Annotated in this window: 11 protein-coding genes; 9 read left to right on the forward strand and 2 right to left on the reverse strand. The window is 62.0% G+C overall.

Annotated features, from left to right (window positions below; genetic code table 11):
* Nucleotides 1-252 precede the first annotated feature (252 nt).
* Both FXN63_RS01005 and FXN63_RS01010 read left to right on the forward strand, forming a co-directional pair.
* A complete protein-coding gene (locus tag FXN63_RS01005; RefSeq protein WP_148811993.1) occupies nucleotides 253-1,293 on the forward strand; it encodes a LysR family transcriptional regulator in 1,041 nt (346 codons plus the stop codon).
* Nucleotides 1,293-2,531 carry a YbfB/YjiJ family MFS transporter gene (locus tag FXN63_RS01010; protein ID WP_148811995.1) on the forward strand — a complete coding sequence of 413 codons (1,239 nt, stop codon included), beginning with the start codon at nucleotides 1,293-1,295 and terminating at the stop codon, nucleotides 2,529-2,531. Before FXN63_RS01005 ends, FXN63_RS01010 begins: the two co-directional genes overlap by 1 nt.
* Nucleotides 2,532-2,595: 64 nt before the next feature.
* On the opposite strand, the gene FXN63_RS01015 is transcribed toward FXN63_RS01010, so the two are convergent.
* The gene (locus tag FXN63_RS01015; protein WP_148811997.1) at nucleotides 2,596-3,594 is read right to left on the reverse strand and encodes a LysR family transcriptional regulator; all 999 of its coding nucleotides are present in this window, start codon (nucleotides 3,592-3,594) and stop codon (nucleotides 2,596-2,598) included.
* A gap of 103 nt (nucleotides 3,595-3,697) precedes the next feature.
* Here FXN63_RS01015 and FXN63_RS01020 point away from each other — a divergent pair, with 103 nt between their 5' ends.
* The 3 genes from FXN63_RS01020 (at nucleotide 3,698) to leuA (ending at nucleotide 9,354) form a co-directional block, all read left to right on the forward strand.
* Nucleotides 3,698-4,837: an iron-containing alcohol dehydrogenase gene (locus FXN63_RS01020; RefSeq protein WP_148811999.1), complete on the forward strand. Its 1,140-nt coding sequence runs from the start codon at nucleotides 3,698-3,700 to the stop codon at nucleotides 4,835-4,837.
* 206 nt (nucleotides 4,838-5,043) lie between these two features.
* Entirely contained in the window at nucleotides 5,044-6,252 is a 1,209-nt protein-coding gene (locus tag FXN63_RS01025; protein WP_148812001.1) for an ABC transporter substrate-binding protein, read from the forward strand.
* Between the two features lie 1,425 nt (nucleotides 6,253-7,677).
* Nucleotides 7,678-9,354, forward strand: a complete 1,677-nt coding sequence (leuA, locus tag FXN63_RS01030; RefSeq protein ID WP_148812002.1) for a 2-isopropylmalate synthase — start codon at nucleotides 7,678-7,680, stop codon at nucleotides 9,352-9,354.
* Between the two features lie 105 nt (nucleotides 9,355-9,459).
* Here the strand turns inward: leuA and FXN63_RS01035 are convergent, their stop codons facing one another.
* Entirely contained in the window at nucleotides 9,460-10,410 is a 951-nt protein-coding gene (locus tag FXN63_RS01035; protein ID WP_148812004.1) for an alpha/beta hydrolase, read from the reverse strand.
* Between the two features lie 300 nt (nucleotides 10,411-10,710).
* Here FXN63_RS01035 and FXN63_RS01040 point away from each other — a divergent pair, with 300 nt between their 5' ends.
* From FXN63_RS01040 to FXN63_RS01055, 4 genes are all read left to right on the forward strand, one after another.
* The gene (locus FXN63_RS01040; RefSeq protein ID WP_187395054.1) at nucleotides 10,711-11,607 is read left to right on the forward strand and encodes a LysR family transcriptional regulator; all 897 of its coding nucleotides are present in this window, start codon (nucleotides 10,711-10,713) and stop codon (nucleotides 11,605-11,607) included.
* Nucleotides 11,608-11,811: 204 nt separating this feature from the next.
* The gene (locus tag FXN63_RS01045) at nucleotides 11,812-13,395 is read left to right on the forward strand and encodes an ABC transporter substrate-binding protein (protein WP_148812008.1); all 1,584 of its coding nucleotides are present in this window, start codon (nucleotides 11,812-11,814) and stop codon (nucleotides 13,393-13,395) included.
* A gap of 107 nt (nucleotides 13,396-13,502) precedes the next feature.
* Complete coding sequence (locus FXN63_RS01050; RefSeq protein WP_148812010.1) at nucleotides 13,503-14,480, forward strand: ABC transporter permease; 978 nt, start codon at nucleotides 13,503-13,505, stop codon at nucleotides 14,478-14,480.
* A complete protein-coding gene (locus FXN63_RS01055; protein WP_148812012.1) occupies nucleotides 14,477-15,403 on the forward strand; it encodes an ABC transporter permease in 927 nt (308 codons plus the stop codon). The genes FXN63_RS01050 and FXN63_RS01055 overlap by 4 nt, the downstream gene beginning before the upstream one ends.
* The last annotated feature ends 4 nt before the right edge of the window (nucleotides 15,404-15,407 follow it).

Consider the following 15,407-nt stretch of genomic DNA (forward strand, 5'->3'; position numbering starts at 1 on the left):
TGCTTGGCCGGTCGCAGGCTATTGCGGATTGCCCACATCGTTGAAGCGTTGGCAAGATCCTGCTTGACGCAATAATCTTAAAAAAGGATTATTAAGTCAATAACGTTCTTGTTTTTGTATTTGGCGGGTAGCGGTTTTTCTGTGCGGCGGTTCTGTACTGCGGTTCTCTCGTTTGCCGGTTTTTGCCACCTCTGCTTCTGCCATTCCCATATCCGCGTTTTCTTGCCGACGTTTCCGCTTTCTATCGTTCCCATGTCTGCTGATTCCACATCCCCAGCCCGCTCGCCCGCCGCGTCGCACGCGCCACTCGATCTGGCCGAGGTGGCCATCTTCCGTGCAGTGGCGCAGGAACAGAGCATCACGCGCGCAGCCCAGCAACTGGGGCGCGTGCAGTCCAACGTGACCACGCGCGTGCGGCAACTGGAAGAATCGCTTGGCGTGCCGCTGTTTCTGCGCGACGCCAAACGCATGACACTCACCGACGCCGGCCGGCAGTTCCTGGTCTATGCCGAGAAGCTGCTGGCGCTGGAAGAAGAGGCGCGCCAGTCCTTGCGTCCAGGTGTGCCCAGCGGTCGCCTGCGCATCGGCAGCATGGAAAGCACTGCCGCCAGCCGCCTGCCGCGACCGCTGGCCCAATACCACGCGCAGTGGCCCGAGGTGTCCTTGGCGCTGACGACCGGTGCCAGCCAGCCGCTGATTGACGCGGTGTTGGCGCAGACCCTGGATTGCGCGCTGATCGCTGCCCCCGGCTTGCTGACCGACGGACATTGGCAGGCCGACGCGCTAGCTGGTCTGGCGCACCAGCCGGTGTTCACAGAAGACCTGATGCTGGTGCTGCCAGCCAGCCATCCCCCTGTCACCGGGCCGCAGGACATCCGCGTACCCAGCCTGGCAGTATTTGCGCGCGGTTGCACGTATCGGGATGTTGCCCTGCAATGGCTGGAGGGCGGGCGGGACGAGCACGGGCAGCGCGTCGCCGTGTTCGACGTGGATTCCTATCACGCGATGCTGGCCTGCGTGGCCGCAGGCAACTGCGGGGCCGTGCTGCCGCGTTCGGTGCTGGAACTGGCGCGCGACCCGCTGCCGATGCGCACGCATCGGCTGACCCGCATCGACACCTGGTTGGTGCGCCGTGCCGGTTTTCGCTCGGCGGCCTTCGATGCGTTCCTGGCAGCCTTGCTTGACGCGCAAGGGCTTGCACCGTCCCCATCTGCACCGTCCCCATCTGCACCGTCCCCATCTGCACCGTCCCCATTCGCAACGCCTGCTGATCCGGCCACCGAGAGGGTGTGATGGCTCCGCGGTCCGTCCCGTCTGCCCGCCCTGTGCATGCCGCACGGTCCATCCCAGCGACAGCTCGTGTGCCGCTGGCTGCACGTGAACTGGTGGCGGCAGCCATCGTGTTGGCGGTGGGCATGGGTTTCGGGCGTTTTGCCTACACCGGCGTGTATCCCTTGATGGTGCGCGACGGCATCTTCACCTTGACGACGGGTTCGTGGGCAGCGTCCGCCAACTACGCGGGTTACCTGCTGGGTGCGATTCTCGTGGCGCGCGCCGGCCCGGCGCAGGCCACCGCCATGTGCCGGCTGGCATTGGCCGGCACCGTGTTGGGCTTGCTGGCGATGGCCTTGTCGGCGAGTCCCAGCGTGCTCATCGGTGTGCGGTTTCTGGCGGGGGCAGTCAGTGCGATTGCGCTGGTCGGTGTGTCCACCTGGCTGTTCCAGGTGCTCGACTACATGGCAGGTGCGCCCTACATGTTTGCTGGCGTAGGCGTGGGCATCGTCGTGTCGGCCGAACTCATTGCGGTGGGCAACCTGGCGGGCTGGCATAGCCAACGCATGTGGCTGGTACTTGGCATGGCAGCCTGTGTGCTGGCCGCAGTGGCCTGGCGATGGGTGGGACGGAACACGCCTGTGGCGTCGGAGACAACGAAAGCGGCAAGCGCCGCTACGGTTGCGCGATCACCATCGATCGACGCCTGGCCCTTGCTCATCGTCTACACGCTGGCAGGCTTCGGCTACATCGTCACCGCCACCTATCTGCCGCTGTTTACCCGGCAGGCGCTGGGCAACATCGACCCGATTCACGTCTGGGCGGTCTTTGGCCTGGGTGCCGCACCATCGTGCCTGCTGTGGCATGCCATTCACCAGCGCGTGGGCACGCGCATGGCCTTGGGCGCAAATCTTGGCCTGCAATTGCTGGGGGTGCTTCTGCCTGTACTCAGCCACACTCCGGCCGCCTTTCTTGCCAGCGCCATCCTGGTGGGCGGCACGTTCATGGGCACGATCACCATCGCCATGCCCGCTGCGCGGCTGGCGGCGCAGCAGGTGCGCTTCAACATCATGGCGGCGCTGGTGATCGGCTACGGTACCGGACAGATCCTGGGGCCGCTGGTGTCAGACCTGCTTCACGCCCGATTCGGCGGCTTCGATGCGCCGCTGTGGACGGCAGGTGGGGTGTTGGGCGTGGCGGTGCTGGGGTGCGCTTACCCGTCCACTGGCTCGGCCAAGCCGCCTGCCGCATCGGCCTGATCTTTCAGGCTTGAGCTTGCGAGCCATACGTGTGTCCTTGGCCTTGCCCGGCCCGCGTGCTTAGTCAGCGCCCTGCGTTTGATCCCTGCATCTGGTCTGTATCGGACTGGATGCCCGCCTGATACGCCGGAAATTCCCGCATGAACAACATCGCCGCTGGCGACAGACTGCCGCCATGCCGGGTCACCAGTTGATAGGGTTCACTGCGTGATCGCAGCCGCAGCGGCAGTATCCGCGTCATGCCAAAGCGGGTGCAAAACGCCGCTACTTCGGTCGACACCAAGGCAACGATGCGCGGGTTTTTCTGCAACAAGGACAGCGTCGTGAAAGCGGATGTCGTTTCCAGCAACTGCAAGGGAAAGCGCAACCCGGCCTGATGGAATTCGCGCTCCAGCGACAGGCGCATCGGCATGTTGGCCGAATACACCACCCAGCGCGATGCCGCCAGATCTTCCAGTTCCAAGCTGTCCCGATCCGCCAGGGGATGCGCCACGTTGGCAATCACCGCCAGCGTTTCATCATGAATGTCGATGCTGTCATACAGCTGCGGTTGCTGGCTGATGCTGGTGCGGCAAATGGCCACATCCAGCCGGCCTTGCTCAAGCAATCGCAACAGGCGCGCGCTGGTGTCTTCGACGATCTCGACCGACAGGCCCGGACGCAATTCCAGCAAGCGTGTCAGCGCGTCCGACAGCAAGGGCACCGCCCCCATGATGACGCCCAGCGCCAGCCGTCCGCCGCTGCCTTCCAGCATGCCTTGCATCTCTTCACGCAGGTGGCCGATATCAGTCTGGATCAGCCGTGCGTAGCGGATCACCAAATGGCCGATATCGGTCGGCACCAGGCCCTTGTTGGTGCGCACAAAAAGCGTCGCACCCAGCGCGGTTTCGACCTCGGCCAAGGCCTTGCTGGCACCGGGTTGGGTGATCGACAACTGCTCGGACGCCTTGATCAGCGAACCGTGATCGGCCAGTACGCTCAACAGCCGCAACTGCTTCAGGCGCAGCCGCGAAATCATCGCGTCCAGCGAGGGCAGGGCAGGGGCAGGGGGTATCCCGGACATGAGCACGCGTTATGCCTCTATAGGTAGCTCTCAATGGGCAGGGGTGCCCGCAATCAATAGCATGACCAGCCTGTCCGACCAAAACTATAAAGCAGGCACCCTCATGGCTTTGATCAACTACGTCACGCAAGTCCAGTTCGATTTCGGCGCGCTTGCGCTCTTGCAGCAAGAGTGCGATCGCCTCGGCATCAAGCACCCGATGATCGTCACCGACGCAGGCGTGAAAGCCGCCGGCATCGTCGACCGCGTGCTGGCCCAGCTGACCGAACCGGCAGCCGTTGGTGTATTCGACCAGACGCCGCCGAACCCGAACGAAGCCGCCGTGCGCGCTGCATCCCAGGTGTACCGCGACGGTGGCTTCGACGGCATCATCGCCGTTGGCGGCGGCTCGGCCATCGACTTGGCGAAGGGCGTGGCGGTATGTGGCACCCACGACGGCCCGCTGAAGCAATTTGCGTTGATCGAAGGTGGCCTGGCACGCATCACGGCAGCCACTGCACCGGTCATCGCCATTCCCACCACGGCAGGCACCGGCAGCGAAGTCGGCCGTGCCGCCATCCTGATTCTGGACGATGGCCGCAAGGTCGGCATCCTGTCGCCGCACGTGGTGCCGAAGTCTGCCATCTGCGACCCCGAACTGACGCTTGGCCTGCCGCCCATGTTGACGGCCGCCACCGGCATGGATGCCATCACCCACTGCATCGAGACCTTCCTGTCGCCGCTGTTCAACCCGCCCGCCGAAGGCATTGCGCTGGACGGCCTGTGGCGCGGTTGGGCACACATCGAACGGGCCACCAAGACGGGTGGGGACCGCGATGCACGCTGGAACATGATGAGCGCATCCATGCAAGGCGCGATGGCGTTCCAGAAAGGCCTGGGATGCGTACACAGCCTTAGCCACTCACTGGGCGGCGTCAATCCGCGCCTGCACCACGGCACGCTGAACGCCGTGCTGCTGCCGGCCGTGCTGGACTTCAATCGTGAAGCCGCCACGGTCGAAAAAGACCACAAATTCGACCGCCTGGCGCATGCCATGGGCTTGCCCGATGGCGACGCAATCGGCCCAGCCATCAAGGCACTGAACGAACGCCTTGGCCTGCCCGCCACGCTGACGCAAATGGGCGTCACGCGCGACCTGTTCCCCAAGATCGTCGAAGGCGCACTGCTCGACCACAGCCACAAGACCAACCCGCGTGAAGCATCGGCAGACGACTACGCGCGGCTGCTGGATCGTTCGATGTAAGGGTTGACCGGCGGTGGTGATGAGCGGTTGGAGATAACCCGTACTACTAGCCCAGGTCACTCGCCGAACACCAAGATCACCACGGCCCGATCAACGCTTCAAGACCCCCACAAGACGACAAGCGGATTGCTCCAGAAGCAGTCCGTGCCCCACGAGCAAACCAGTCGCCGGACAACGTATCCGGCGCATCACCCAGCGAGATCATCATGTTGAAAAAACCCCTTGTCGCCGCCATCCTCGGTGCGGCCGCGTGGTTCGCACCCTTTGCCTCTGCCACCGCTGCGGGCGACGTGGTCCGCATCGGCTTCATCACCGACATGTCCGGCCTGTACGCCGACATGGACGGCGCAGGCGGTGCCGAAGCCATCCGCATGGCAATCGCCGACTTCGGCGGCACCGTCAACGGCAAGAAAATCGAACTCGTCGTGGCCGACCACCAGAACCGTGCCGACATCGCCGCCGCCCGTGCGCGCGAATGGTTCGACCAAGGCGGCGTCGACATGCTGGTAGGTGGCGTGAACTCCGCCGCCAGTCTGGCGCTGGGCAACGTGGCCGCAGAAAAGAAGCGCGTCTTCATCTCGGTCGGTGCCGGCACCACGCGCCAGACCAACGAAGAATGCAACCCGTACACCATCCAATACGCCTACGACACGGCCGCATTGGCACGCGGCACAGGCAGCGCAATCGCCAAACAACCCAACGGCAAAAGCTGGTACTTCCTGACCGCCGACTACGCCTTCGGCACCTCGCTGGAACAAGACACCGAAGCAGTGGTGAAGTCCAACGGCGGCACCGTGGTTGGCCGCACCAAGCATCCCTTATCCACGTCAGACTTCTCAGCCTTCCTGCTGCAAGCGCAGGCCTCGAAAGCGCAGATTCTGGGCCTGGCCAATGCAGGTGGTGACCTGATCAACGCGATCAAATCCGCCAACGAATTCGGCGTGACGAAAACCATGCGCATGGCCGGCTTGCTGATCTTCATCACGGACATTCATTCGCTGGGTCTGGACCTGACCCAGGGCATGTATCTGACCGATGGTTGGTACTGGGATTTGAATGATGAGTCCCGCGCCTGGGGCAAGCGTTACTACGAGAAAATGAAGAAGATGCCGACCATGTTCCAGGCGGGCGATGCGTCTGCGGTGACGCAATATCTGAATGCGGTGAAGGCGACTGGCGGCACGGATGCGGACAAGATCATGGCGCACTTACGGGCCACGCCGATCAAGGATTTCTTCACGCCACATGGGGTGATTCGCCCGGACGGCCGTATGGTGCATGAGATGTATCTGATGGAAGTGAAGAAGCCGTCTGAATCGAAGGCACCCTGGGACTACTACAAGCTGATCCAGAAGATCCCGGGCGAAGAGGCGTACATGACGAAGGCAGAGTCGCGTTGCGCTGCTTGGAAGTGATTGGTTGATGGCTTCTGGACACTGCTTGGTGTTCTTTTGCCAGTCGCAGGTGGTGGGGCCGGCTCGTCTGCCCCGCTGGACTTTCGCGTCGGGACTCCCGCCCTCCACGTCGTCCAGAAGGGCAGCCAACCCGGCCCCACCACCCACGCCTTCAAGCTTTCTTGGTTAACAGCACATGCCGCCTTTGGGCGGCATTCGTTTTTCTGGCTGCCTGGTGCTGCGAGCGGTTCTCGGCATGCGGTGGCCGCCATTCTTGAACGCCGTGCGGCTGGCCTCGGAGAGTTGGCTGACCAGGTCGCCACGAAGCGAGTCAGCGGCTCACGATTCGCACCGTATATCAGTGGCCTTTTACGGATATTCCACTCAACGAAAATTGTGCGTCTGCTCGATGGTGGGGTGACACCGAAGCGGGTGGCCGCACGGTTATGGCTCGCGGAGAAGGGCAGCGGCAATCGCCGCGCTGGCGGCTGAGTGTGAAGCTTGAAAAGCTGAGTGTGGAAGTCGATGCGAACGTAACGCTGACGAACGCGCTTGGTCTGGCTAGGTCTGCTATGACGTTCTGCCAGCAGCTGCCAAGAACGTGTTTATGCGGCGCCCGCCCGATTACTGCAAATCCAAAAAACAAAGATCGTCGACGCCCCGCCTTTTCGTCGTATTACCTGGTGCGCGGCCACCCGCTTCCAAGTCACCCCACCACCAAGCAGGAGCGCAGACACGTTGAGTGGCGCTGCTGCGAAAGGCCTCTGAAAAACGGGCAGAGTCGTGAGCCGTTAAGCCGCTTCGTGGCGACCTAGCCAGCCAATTCCCCAAGGCGAGCCGCATAGCGTTCAAGGATGGCGGCCACCGCACGCCGAGAACCGCGACCAGCACCAAGCAGTGAGAAGAACAGCACGCGCCCAAAGGCGGCATGCGCTTTTAACCAAACGTCGTTGAAGGCGTGGGTGGTGGGGCCGTGGCGGCTGCCCTTCTGGGCAAGGTGGAGGGCGGGAGACCCGACGCCGCAGGCCGGCGGGGCAGACGACGCGGCCCCACCACCCGCGACTGGCTACAAAACCCAAACGCCCGCAGGAAAGAAGTGACTAACCAAAGCACCAGATCATGAACATCACAAGCAACATCAAGGGAAATCCCGCCCCCGGCGACCAAACCCCCGACTTGCCTGCGTCATAAACCTGTGCCAGACTTACCCACCATGAAAACCCAAGCATCCCTCACCCCCACCACCACTGCGACCACGCAGCGGGCCGGTGCGCGCGCGTTGATGGGTGCCCGCTCGACGACTGCCGCCTCCTCGGCCGCACTACACATCGCACTGCTACACCTAGTGATCGGCTGCCGAGCCTAGGGCTCGTGGTAGTTCGGCAGCCTGTCGCCACACCCGTCTTTTCCATTCGTGTGTCGCCATTCCAGGCAAAAGGTGCAGTCATGATGTTGCAAAACCCCAATACCAAATATCTCCCCAGCGTTCAGATCGACATCCCCGATCGCACGTGGCCGAACAAGACGATCACCCATCCGCCGATCTGGATGAGCACCGACTTGCGCGACGGCAACCAGTCGCTCATCGAACCGATGAACCACGAACGCAAAATGCGTTTCTTCGAACAGCTGGTGAAAATCGGCTTCAAGGAAATCGAAGTCGGTTTCCCCTCAGCGTCGCAGACCGACTTCGATTTCGTCCGTGCACTGATCGAAGAAAAGCGCATTCCCGCAGACGTCACCATCGAAGTGCTCACGCAATCGCGTGAAGACCTGATCCAGCGCACCATCGAATCGCTCGCCGGTTCGCCCCGCGCCATCGTCCACCTGTACAACGCGATCGCCCCGGCCTTCCGCAAGATCGTGTTCAACATGTCGAAAGAGCAGATCAAACAGATCGCCATCGATGGCACGACACTCATCAAGAAGCTGACCGACCAGCACCCGGAAACCGAGTGGATCTATCAGTACTCGCCGGAAGTGTTCAGCTCGGCCGAGGTCGAGTTTGCCAAGGAAGTGTGCGACGCGGTGTCTGAAGTGTGGGGTGCCACGCCTACCCGCAAGATCATCTTCAACTTGCCCGCGACCGTCGAAGGCTCGACGCCGAACGTCTACGCCGACCAGATCGAATGGATGCACCGCAACCTGGCGCGCCGCGACTCGATCATCCTCAGCGTGCACCCGCACAATGACCGTGGCACGGCCGTGGCCGCTGCGGAACTCGCTGTGATGGCGGGCGCAGATCGCGTCGAAGGCTGCTTGTTCGGCAGCGGTGAGCGTACCGGCAACGTCGACCTGGTCACGCTTGCCTTGAACCTTTACACCCAGGGCGTGCACCCGGGCCTGGACTTCTCCGACATCGACGAAGTGCGTCGCACGGCGGAATACTGCAACCAGTTGCCGGTGCACCCGCGTCACCCTTATGTGGGCGACCTGGTCTTCACCGCGTTCTCCGGTTCGCACCAGGACGCCATCAAGAAGGGCTTCGCCCAGCAAAAGCCGGATGCCTTGTGGGAAGTGCCTTACATGCCCATCGACCCGGCCGACCTCGGCCGCAGCTACGATGCGGTCATTCGCGTGAACAGCCAGTCGGGCAAGGGTGGCGTGTCGTACCTGCTCGAACAGGAACACGGCCTGGTTTTGCCGCGCCGCCTGCAGATCGAATTCAGCCGCGCGATCCAGCGTGTGACGGACGAAGAAGGCCGCGAAGTGACTGCTGCCGACGTCTACACGATCTTCCGCCAGGAATACCTGGAACGCGACACGCCCTTCCACTTCGTGCGTCACCGCATCGCCGGCGAAGAAGGCGAGGTGAAGGTGGAAGTCGACCTGAGGACGGAAGGTCAGGTCAAGACGGTTCATGCCAGCGGCAACGGCCCGATCGATGCCTTCGTGCATGCCTTGAACGCTGACATCGAACTCATCGACTATCACGAGCACGCCATTGGCAAGGGTGCCGATGCGGCTGCCGCCTGCTATGTGGAACTGCGTGTCGGTGGCTCGCCGGTAGGCTTCGGTGTAGGCGTGGACCGTGACATCGTGACCGCCTCGTTCAAGGCGGTGCTCAGCGCCTACAACCGCCTGGCACCGAGCGCCCAGTCGCAGGAAAAGCGCGCCGCCTGATCCGCGTGTCGTGTTGCCCTGCCATCAAGCTCGATGGCAGGGGTTGTCTGATCTGTTAGCGGTTCGTCCCGCCAGCCAGCCTGGCCGGGACTTGCCGTTTTCCCCTCAAGGCTTGGCCGCGATTTCCAGCGCGCGTTCAAGCGAGGCCCGTAGCATCTCGCCGTGGCCGAACTGGGGGAACACTTCATAGCTTGCATGCGCACCGCCCGCGCGCAGCCCCTCGGCCATGTCGCCGGCGGCACTGCGCGGAACTGCCTGCGTGTTGCTCGCAAGTGTCGCCGGCATGGGCCGTGCCGGATCGCGCGGCTTGGTGCCTACCAGCACCGCCACCCGTTTGCCGGCCGCCCGCGTGGCATCGAAGCGCTTCCACTCGTCTACCAGCACCCCATCGTTCCACCATGCCGACGGATCGCCCACGATATAGCGGGCGAACGCATCCGGCTGAGTGAACAACACATGCAGCGTGAACAGGCCACCATAAGAATGGCCCCACAGATACTCACGCGCCGGGTCGATGGCGGCCTGCCTGCGCACCAGCGGTTTCACCTGCGTGCGGATGAAGTCCAGGAAGATGTCGGCACCGCCGCCCTCACGGCCTCGCACGACCGGGTTGGGTGCCGAGGCTCCGTTTCCGCTGCTCGGCGGGGTGTAGTCATACGCGCGTGAAGTCACATTTACGCGAGTAGCCACGTCGTAGCCCACTGCCACCAGTACCGGCGTTACCGCCGCTTTGCCCAAGGCCTGCAGGTCGGCGTCGGTCAGTGCTTCCAGCGCGGCATTGCCATCGAGCATGTACAGCACCGGGTTGCCGCCTGCGGGTGCCGGTGTCTGGGGCACGGCGATCTGGATGCGGTAGTGGCGCTTGCCATCCACCGAATCAAGCTTATGCGTCTCGAAGCGGTAGACCGTAGAAGGTCGATCGGCCACGGTGTCGCCCACCGCTTGCATGCCTGGCCGTGCGGGATTGGCTGCGGGCTGGGATTGTGCGCTGGCGGCAACGCTGATGGCGGTCAGTGCGGTGGCGAGCGAAACACGGAGCAGAAGCGTCGATGGCATGGGGTGTTGCGGGTTCCTGAATGAGTCGTGGCCGCCGCCGGCGCAATGACGGCGGAAATAGGGCGCAATAAATAGGAATAAGACGCATTCTATGTGCTGGCGATGCCGCTCGTCATACGCTTGCCCGCTGCCGCATGCGTCACCGCTACTCTGTTTCGAACACCCGCTGACCCACCTGTTCCACCATCTGCGCCAATCCGGCCGTTTTGCGCGATGTCGCCCCTGTGAAAGAATCGACCCACTTACAGGATGGAGAACGGATTGCAGATCGACGCACAGCGGTTTCAGCAGCTCATCAAGATGCGACACCTTCGCCTGCTGCTGACCCTCGACGATTGCGAAAGCATCAAGGCAGCGGCCGAACGCCTGAACGTGACGCAGGCTGCCGTCTCGAAGGCCTGTACCGAGCTGGAACACATGCTCGGGCAGACCTTGTTCGAGCGCCAGCGCAATCAGCTGCGGCCCACGCCGATCGGTGTGCGCATGATCGCGGGTGCGCGGCGCATTCTGTCTGACGTGGGCGCGCTGGGTGAAGAACTGGTGCTGCTCAGTCAAGGCGCAGTCGGCACCGTGCGCATTGGCATGCAGACGATCTCCGCGCAGGCCTTCATCGCCGAGGTGAATACCTCGTTCAAGGCCATGTACCCGCATCTGACGCTGCGTTTCGGGCGCAACGTACTCGAAGGCTTGTTCGACGATCTTCGGCAAAACCGCATCGATCTGTTATTTGGTCGATTGACCGGCGATGCGCTCGACCCGATATTTGCCAATGCCCCCATTTTGTTCGAGCCGACCATGCTGGTTGCATCGGTCGGGCACGAATTATTGAAAGTCGACCGCCCGGATTGGACGGAATTGGTCCGACATGCGTGGATCGTGCCGCAGGCCGGCACACCGATGCGCGATTATTTCTATCGCTTTCTGGCTGGACGCGGATTGGCACCGCCTGCGAATCGAATAGAAACTGATGACGCTTTATCGATGGTGTCTTTGCTGCGTGCGGGTAAATACCTAGCGCTGGCTCCGCGTGGTATTGCCAAAAGCTGGATGGATACGTCTTTGGTGCGTGTCGTAAACGTTGATGTACCGCGCGTAGCCGGTCCTATCGGCATGGTCTGGCGGGCCGATCAGGTATTACCGCCCTCGGTCGCCTTATATAGAGATCACATTCTGCAGAATATCGTGACTGCAGAGTAAATAAGATTCATTCCCATTTTCTGTCCTTTGATTAATCAAATGGTTAATCAAAGGATAAAAAAACTTGGTTGAATTATTTCCGTTACCGCTAATACACTGCTTTTTGAGACACAAAGACAGCAAATTCAATCCGGATGCAGTAATGCACCAGTTTGGGGTTTGTATTAATAGTAATTAAGAAGTTTGGCACTTAAAGGGAGCGGTATGCAAACCAAGTTGGTGCGTATTTGGTCTTATGGCCTGATCGTCGCTGCATTTTCTGGTCTGACGGCCGGTACGGCTGTGGCGCGTGACCTCGTTGTCGCGCTGAAAACCGAGCCCAGTTCGCTCGATCCGCAGTACCACGCGTTGACGCCGAACAACCAGATCGCGCAGACCCTGTTCGAAGGTCTGGTCAAGAGCAGTCCGGACATCGTCCCGGAACCGGCACTGGCCGAATCCTGGACCAACGAAGGCAGCACCTGGACCTTCAAGCTGCGCAAAGGCGTGAAGTTCTCGGACGGCTCGCCGTTCACCGCCGATGACGTGGTCTTTACCTACGCACGCGCTGCCAAAGTGCCGAACAGCCCGTCGCCCTTCACGATCTACCTGAACGGTATCGAGAAGGTCGAGGCAGTCGATCCGCTCACCGTCAAGATCACCACCAAGGGCCCGAACCCGCTGCTGGTTACCAACCTCGGCAACGTGCCGATCCTGTCGTCCAAAGCCGCAGCTGGCCCGGCCGCTGAAGGAAAGACCACCGCCGAACTGAATTCCGGCAATGGTCTGGTCGGTACCGGCCCGTACAAGTTCGTGTCGTGGCAACGTGGTGCCGAACTGGTGTTCGAGCGCAACCCGCACTACTGGGGCACCAAGCCGGCCTGGGACAAGGTCACCTACCGTCCGCTCAGCAGCGCCGCCGCCCGCGTGGCCGCCCTGTTGTCCGGTGGTGTCGATCTGATCGAAGATCCCCCGACCGATGACCTGGCCAACCTGAAGAAGAACGATGCGCTGAACGTCATCGAAAAGGCCTCGGCTCGCGTGATCTACGTGGCGCTGGACCAGCACGGCGAAAAAACGCCGGGCGTGATCGGCACTGCCAAGAACCCGCTGCTGGACAAGCGTGTGCGTGAAGCGCTGTCGCTGGCCATCGACCGTCCGGCCCTGGTCGAACGCATCATGGGTGGCGTGGCCAAGCCGGCTGCTCAGTTGCTGCCGTATCCGATGCTGGGTGCAAGCCCCAAGCTGCAGGAAGCGCCGAAGGCTGACATCGAAAAGGCCAAGGCCTTGTTGAAGGAAGCTGGCTACGGCAGCGGCTTCGCCATTCAGCTGGGTGCACCGAACGGTCGCTACATCAACGACAGCCGCGTGGCGCAAACCATTGCGTCGATGTGGAGCCGCATTGGCGTGAAGACCAGCGTCGAAGCTGCTGCACCGCCGGTGTTCTTCAAGAACCGCGATTCGTATGCATACAGCGCCTATCTGGCAGGCTGGGGCACCGCAACCGGCGAAATGTCGAACACGCTGAACTCCTTGCTGGTCACGCCGAACCCGGCCCTGGGCATCGGAACGACCAACCGCAGCCGTTACTCCAATCCTGCCATGGACAAGCTGGTTGCCGATTCGGCCACCATCATGGATGACAAGGCTCGCGGTGCAAAGCTGGCAGAAGCCAGCGAGATCGCCATGGCTGACTACGCCATGCTGCCGATCCACTTCGAAATGTCCGTCTGGGCAATGAAGAAAGACCTGACCTACAAGGGTCGTGCGGACCAGATGACCCTGGTCCAGGACGTCACCGCCAAGTAATACCCCGCAAGTAAGTCCTTGCCGTTCGTTATGTGCCAGTTGCCGCCCGGTTCGCCGGGCGGCACGGGCCGGCACGTCCGTTATTTCATCTACCGGCCTTCCACAACATGCTTGCTTTCATTATTCGCCGCCTGCTTCAGGCCATCCTGGTGATGGTCGTGATGTCGGCGCTGGTGTTCATCGGGATCTACCTGGTGGGCGACCCGATTTCCATGCTCGCGAGTCCCGATGCCACTGAGCTCGATCGCGCCGCGATCCGCCAGTCGCTGGGACTTGATCTGCCCCTGTGGCAGCAATATATGGTGTTCGTCAGCCAGGCCGTCCAACTGGACTTCGGCAAAAGTTTCCTGGCCAATCAGCCTGCCATGCAGCTGATCCTGGAACGCATGCCCGCCACGCTGGAACTGGCGTTTGTGTCCATGTCGATCGCCGTCCTGGTCGGTGTGCCGCTGGGCATCATCGCCGGCCTGCGCCCCAAGGCTGTCGCATCGCGCGGCATCATGACCGGTTCGATCCTGGGTTTCTCGCTGCCCAACTTCTGGGTCGGCCTGATGCTCATCATGGTCTTCGCCGTGTTCCTTGGCTGGTTCCCGTCGGGCGGCCGTGGTGACACCGTTGCCGTCGGCCCGGTTCAGCTCAGCCTGTTCACGCTCGATGGCTGGAAGCATCTGCTGCTGCCCGCCCTGACCATCGCGTTGGCCAAGGGTGCACTGATCATCCGCGTGACGCGTGCCGCTACCCGCGAATCGCTGCCGATGGACTACATCAAATTCGCGCGCGCCAAAGGTCTGTCCTGGGGCCGCATCCTGCGGGTCCACCTGCTGAAGAACATCCTGATCCCGATCGTCACGATCAGCGGTCTGGAATTCGGTCAGGTCGTGGCGTTTGCCGTGGTCACTGAAACCGTGTTCGCCTGGCCCGGCATGGGCAAGCTGCTGCTGGATTCGATCATCACGCTTGATCGTCCGGTGGTTGTGGCCTACCTGCTGCTGGTGGTGTTCTTCCTGGTCATGCTCAATCTTGTTGTCGACATTCTGTATTCGGTGCTCGACCCGCGTGTACGTCTTCAAGGGGGCCGCTCATGAGCCAAGCCACTGTTACTGCTACGCCTGATGTGGCAAAGGTCGCTGGCGTCGAAACCCCGTGGCAACGTTTCAAAAGCGATTTCCTGGCCAGCAAGATTGCCATCTTCGGTCTGATCCTGATGATCCTGGTGCTGGGGGCCGCCATCCTGGCACCCTGGATCGCCCCGCAGAATCCGTACGACATCGGCAACCTGGACATCTTCGATTCCAAGCTGCCCCCGCTCAGCAAGAGCGCCGACGGCAGCATGACCTACTGGCTGGGTACCGACGGCCAGGCGCGTGACCTGCTCAGCGCCATCCTGTATGGCATGCGTACCAGCATGATGGTCAGCATCGTGTCGGTGGCCGCTGCATTGGTCCTCGGCACTCTGGTTGGCTTGGTTGCCGCCTACTTCGGCGGCTGGGTCGATGCCCTGCTGATGCGCATTGCCGACATCCAGCTGTCCTTCCCCTCGATCCTGGTGGCCCTGGTGCTGCTGGCCGTGCTGGGCAAGGGCGTGGACAAAGTGATCATCGCGCTGATCATCGTGCAGTGGGCGTACTTTGCCCGTGCCGCACGAAGCGCGGCGCTGGTCGAACGCACCAAGGAATACGTGGAAGCCGCGCGCTGCATGTCGCTGGGTTCGGCTCGCGTGCTGCTGCGTCACATGCTGCCGAACTGTCTGCCGCCGCTGATCGTGATCGCCACCATCGACCTGGCACACGCCATCGCGTTGGAAGCCACGCTGTCGTTCCTGGGCGTTGGTGTCCCGGTGACCGAACCGTCGCTGGGCATGCTGATCTCGAACGGCTTTGAATTCCTGATGGGCGGCAGCTACTGGATCTCGTTCTTCCCCGGTATTGCGCTGGCCCTGGCGATCATCGCGATCAACCTGGTGGGCGACCACTTGCGCGACATCCTCAACCCCTACAACGCTCACTAAGGAG

This window comes from Pigmentiphaga aceris (assembly GCF_008119665.1).
Classification (GTDB): Bacteria; Pseudomonadota; Gammaproteobacteria; order Burkholderiales; family Burkholderiaceae_B; genus Pigmentiphaga; species Pigmentiphaga aceris.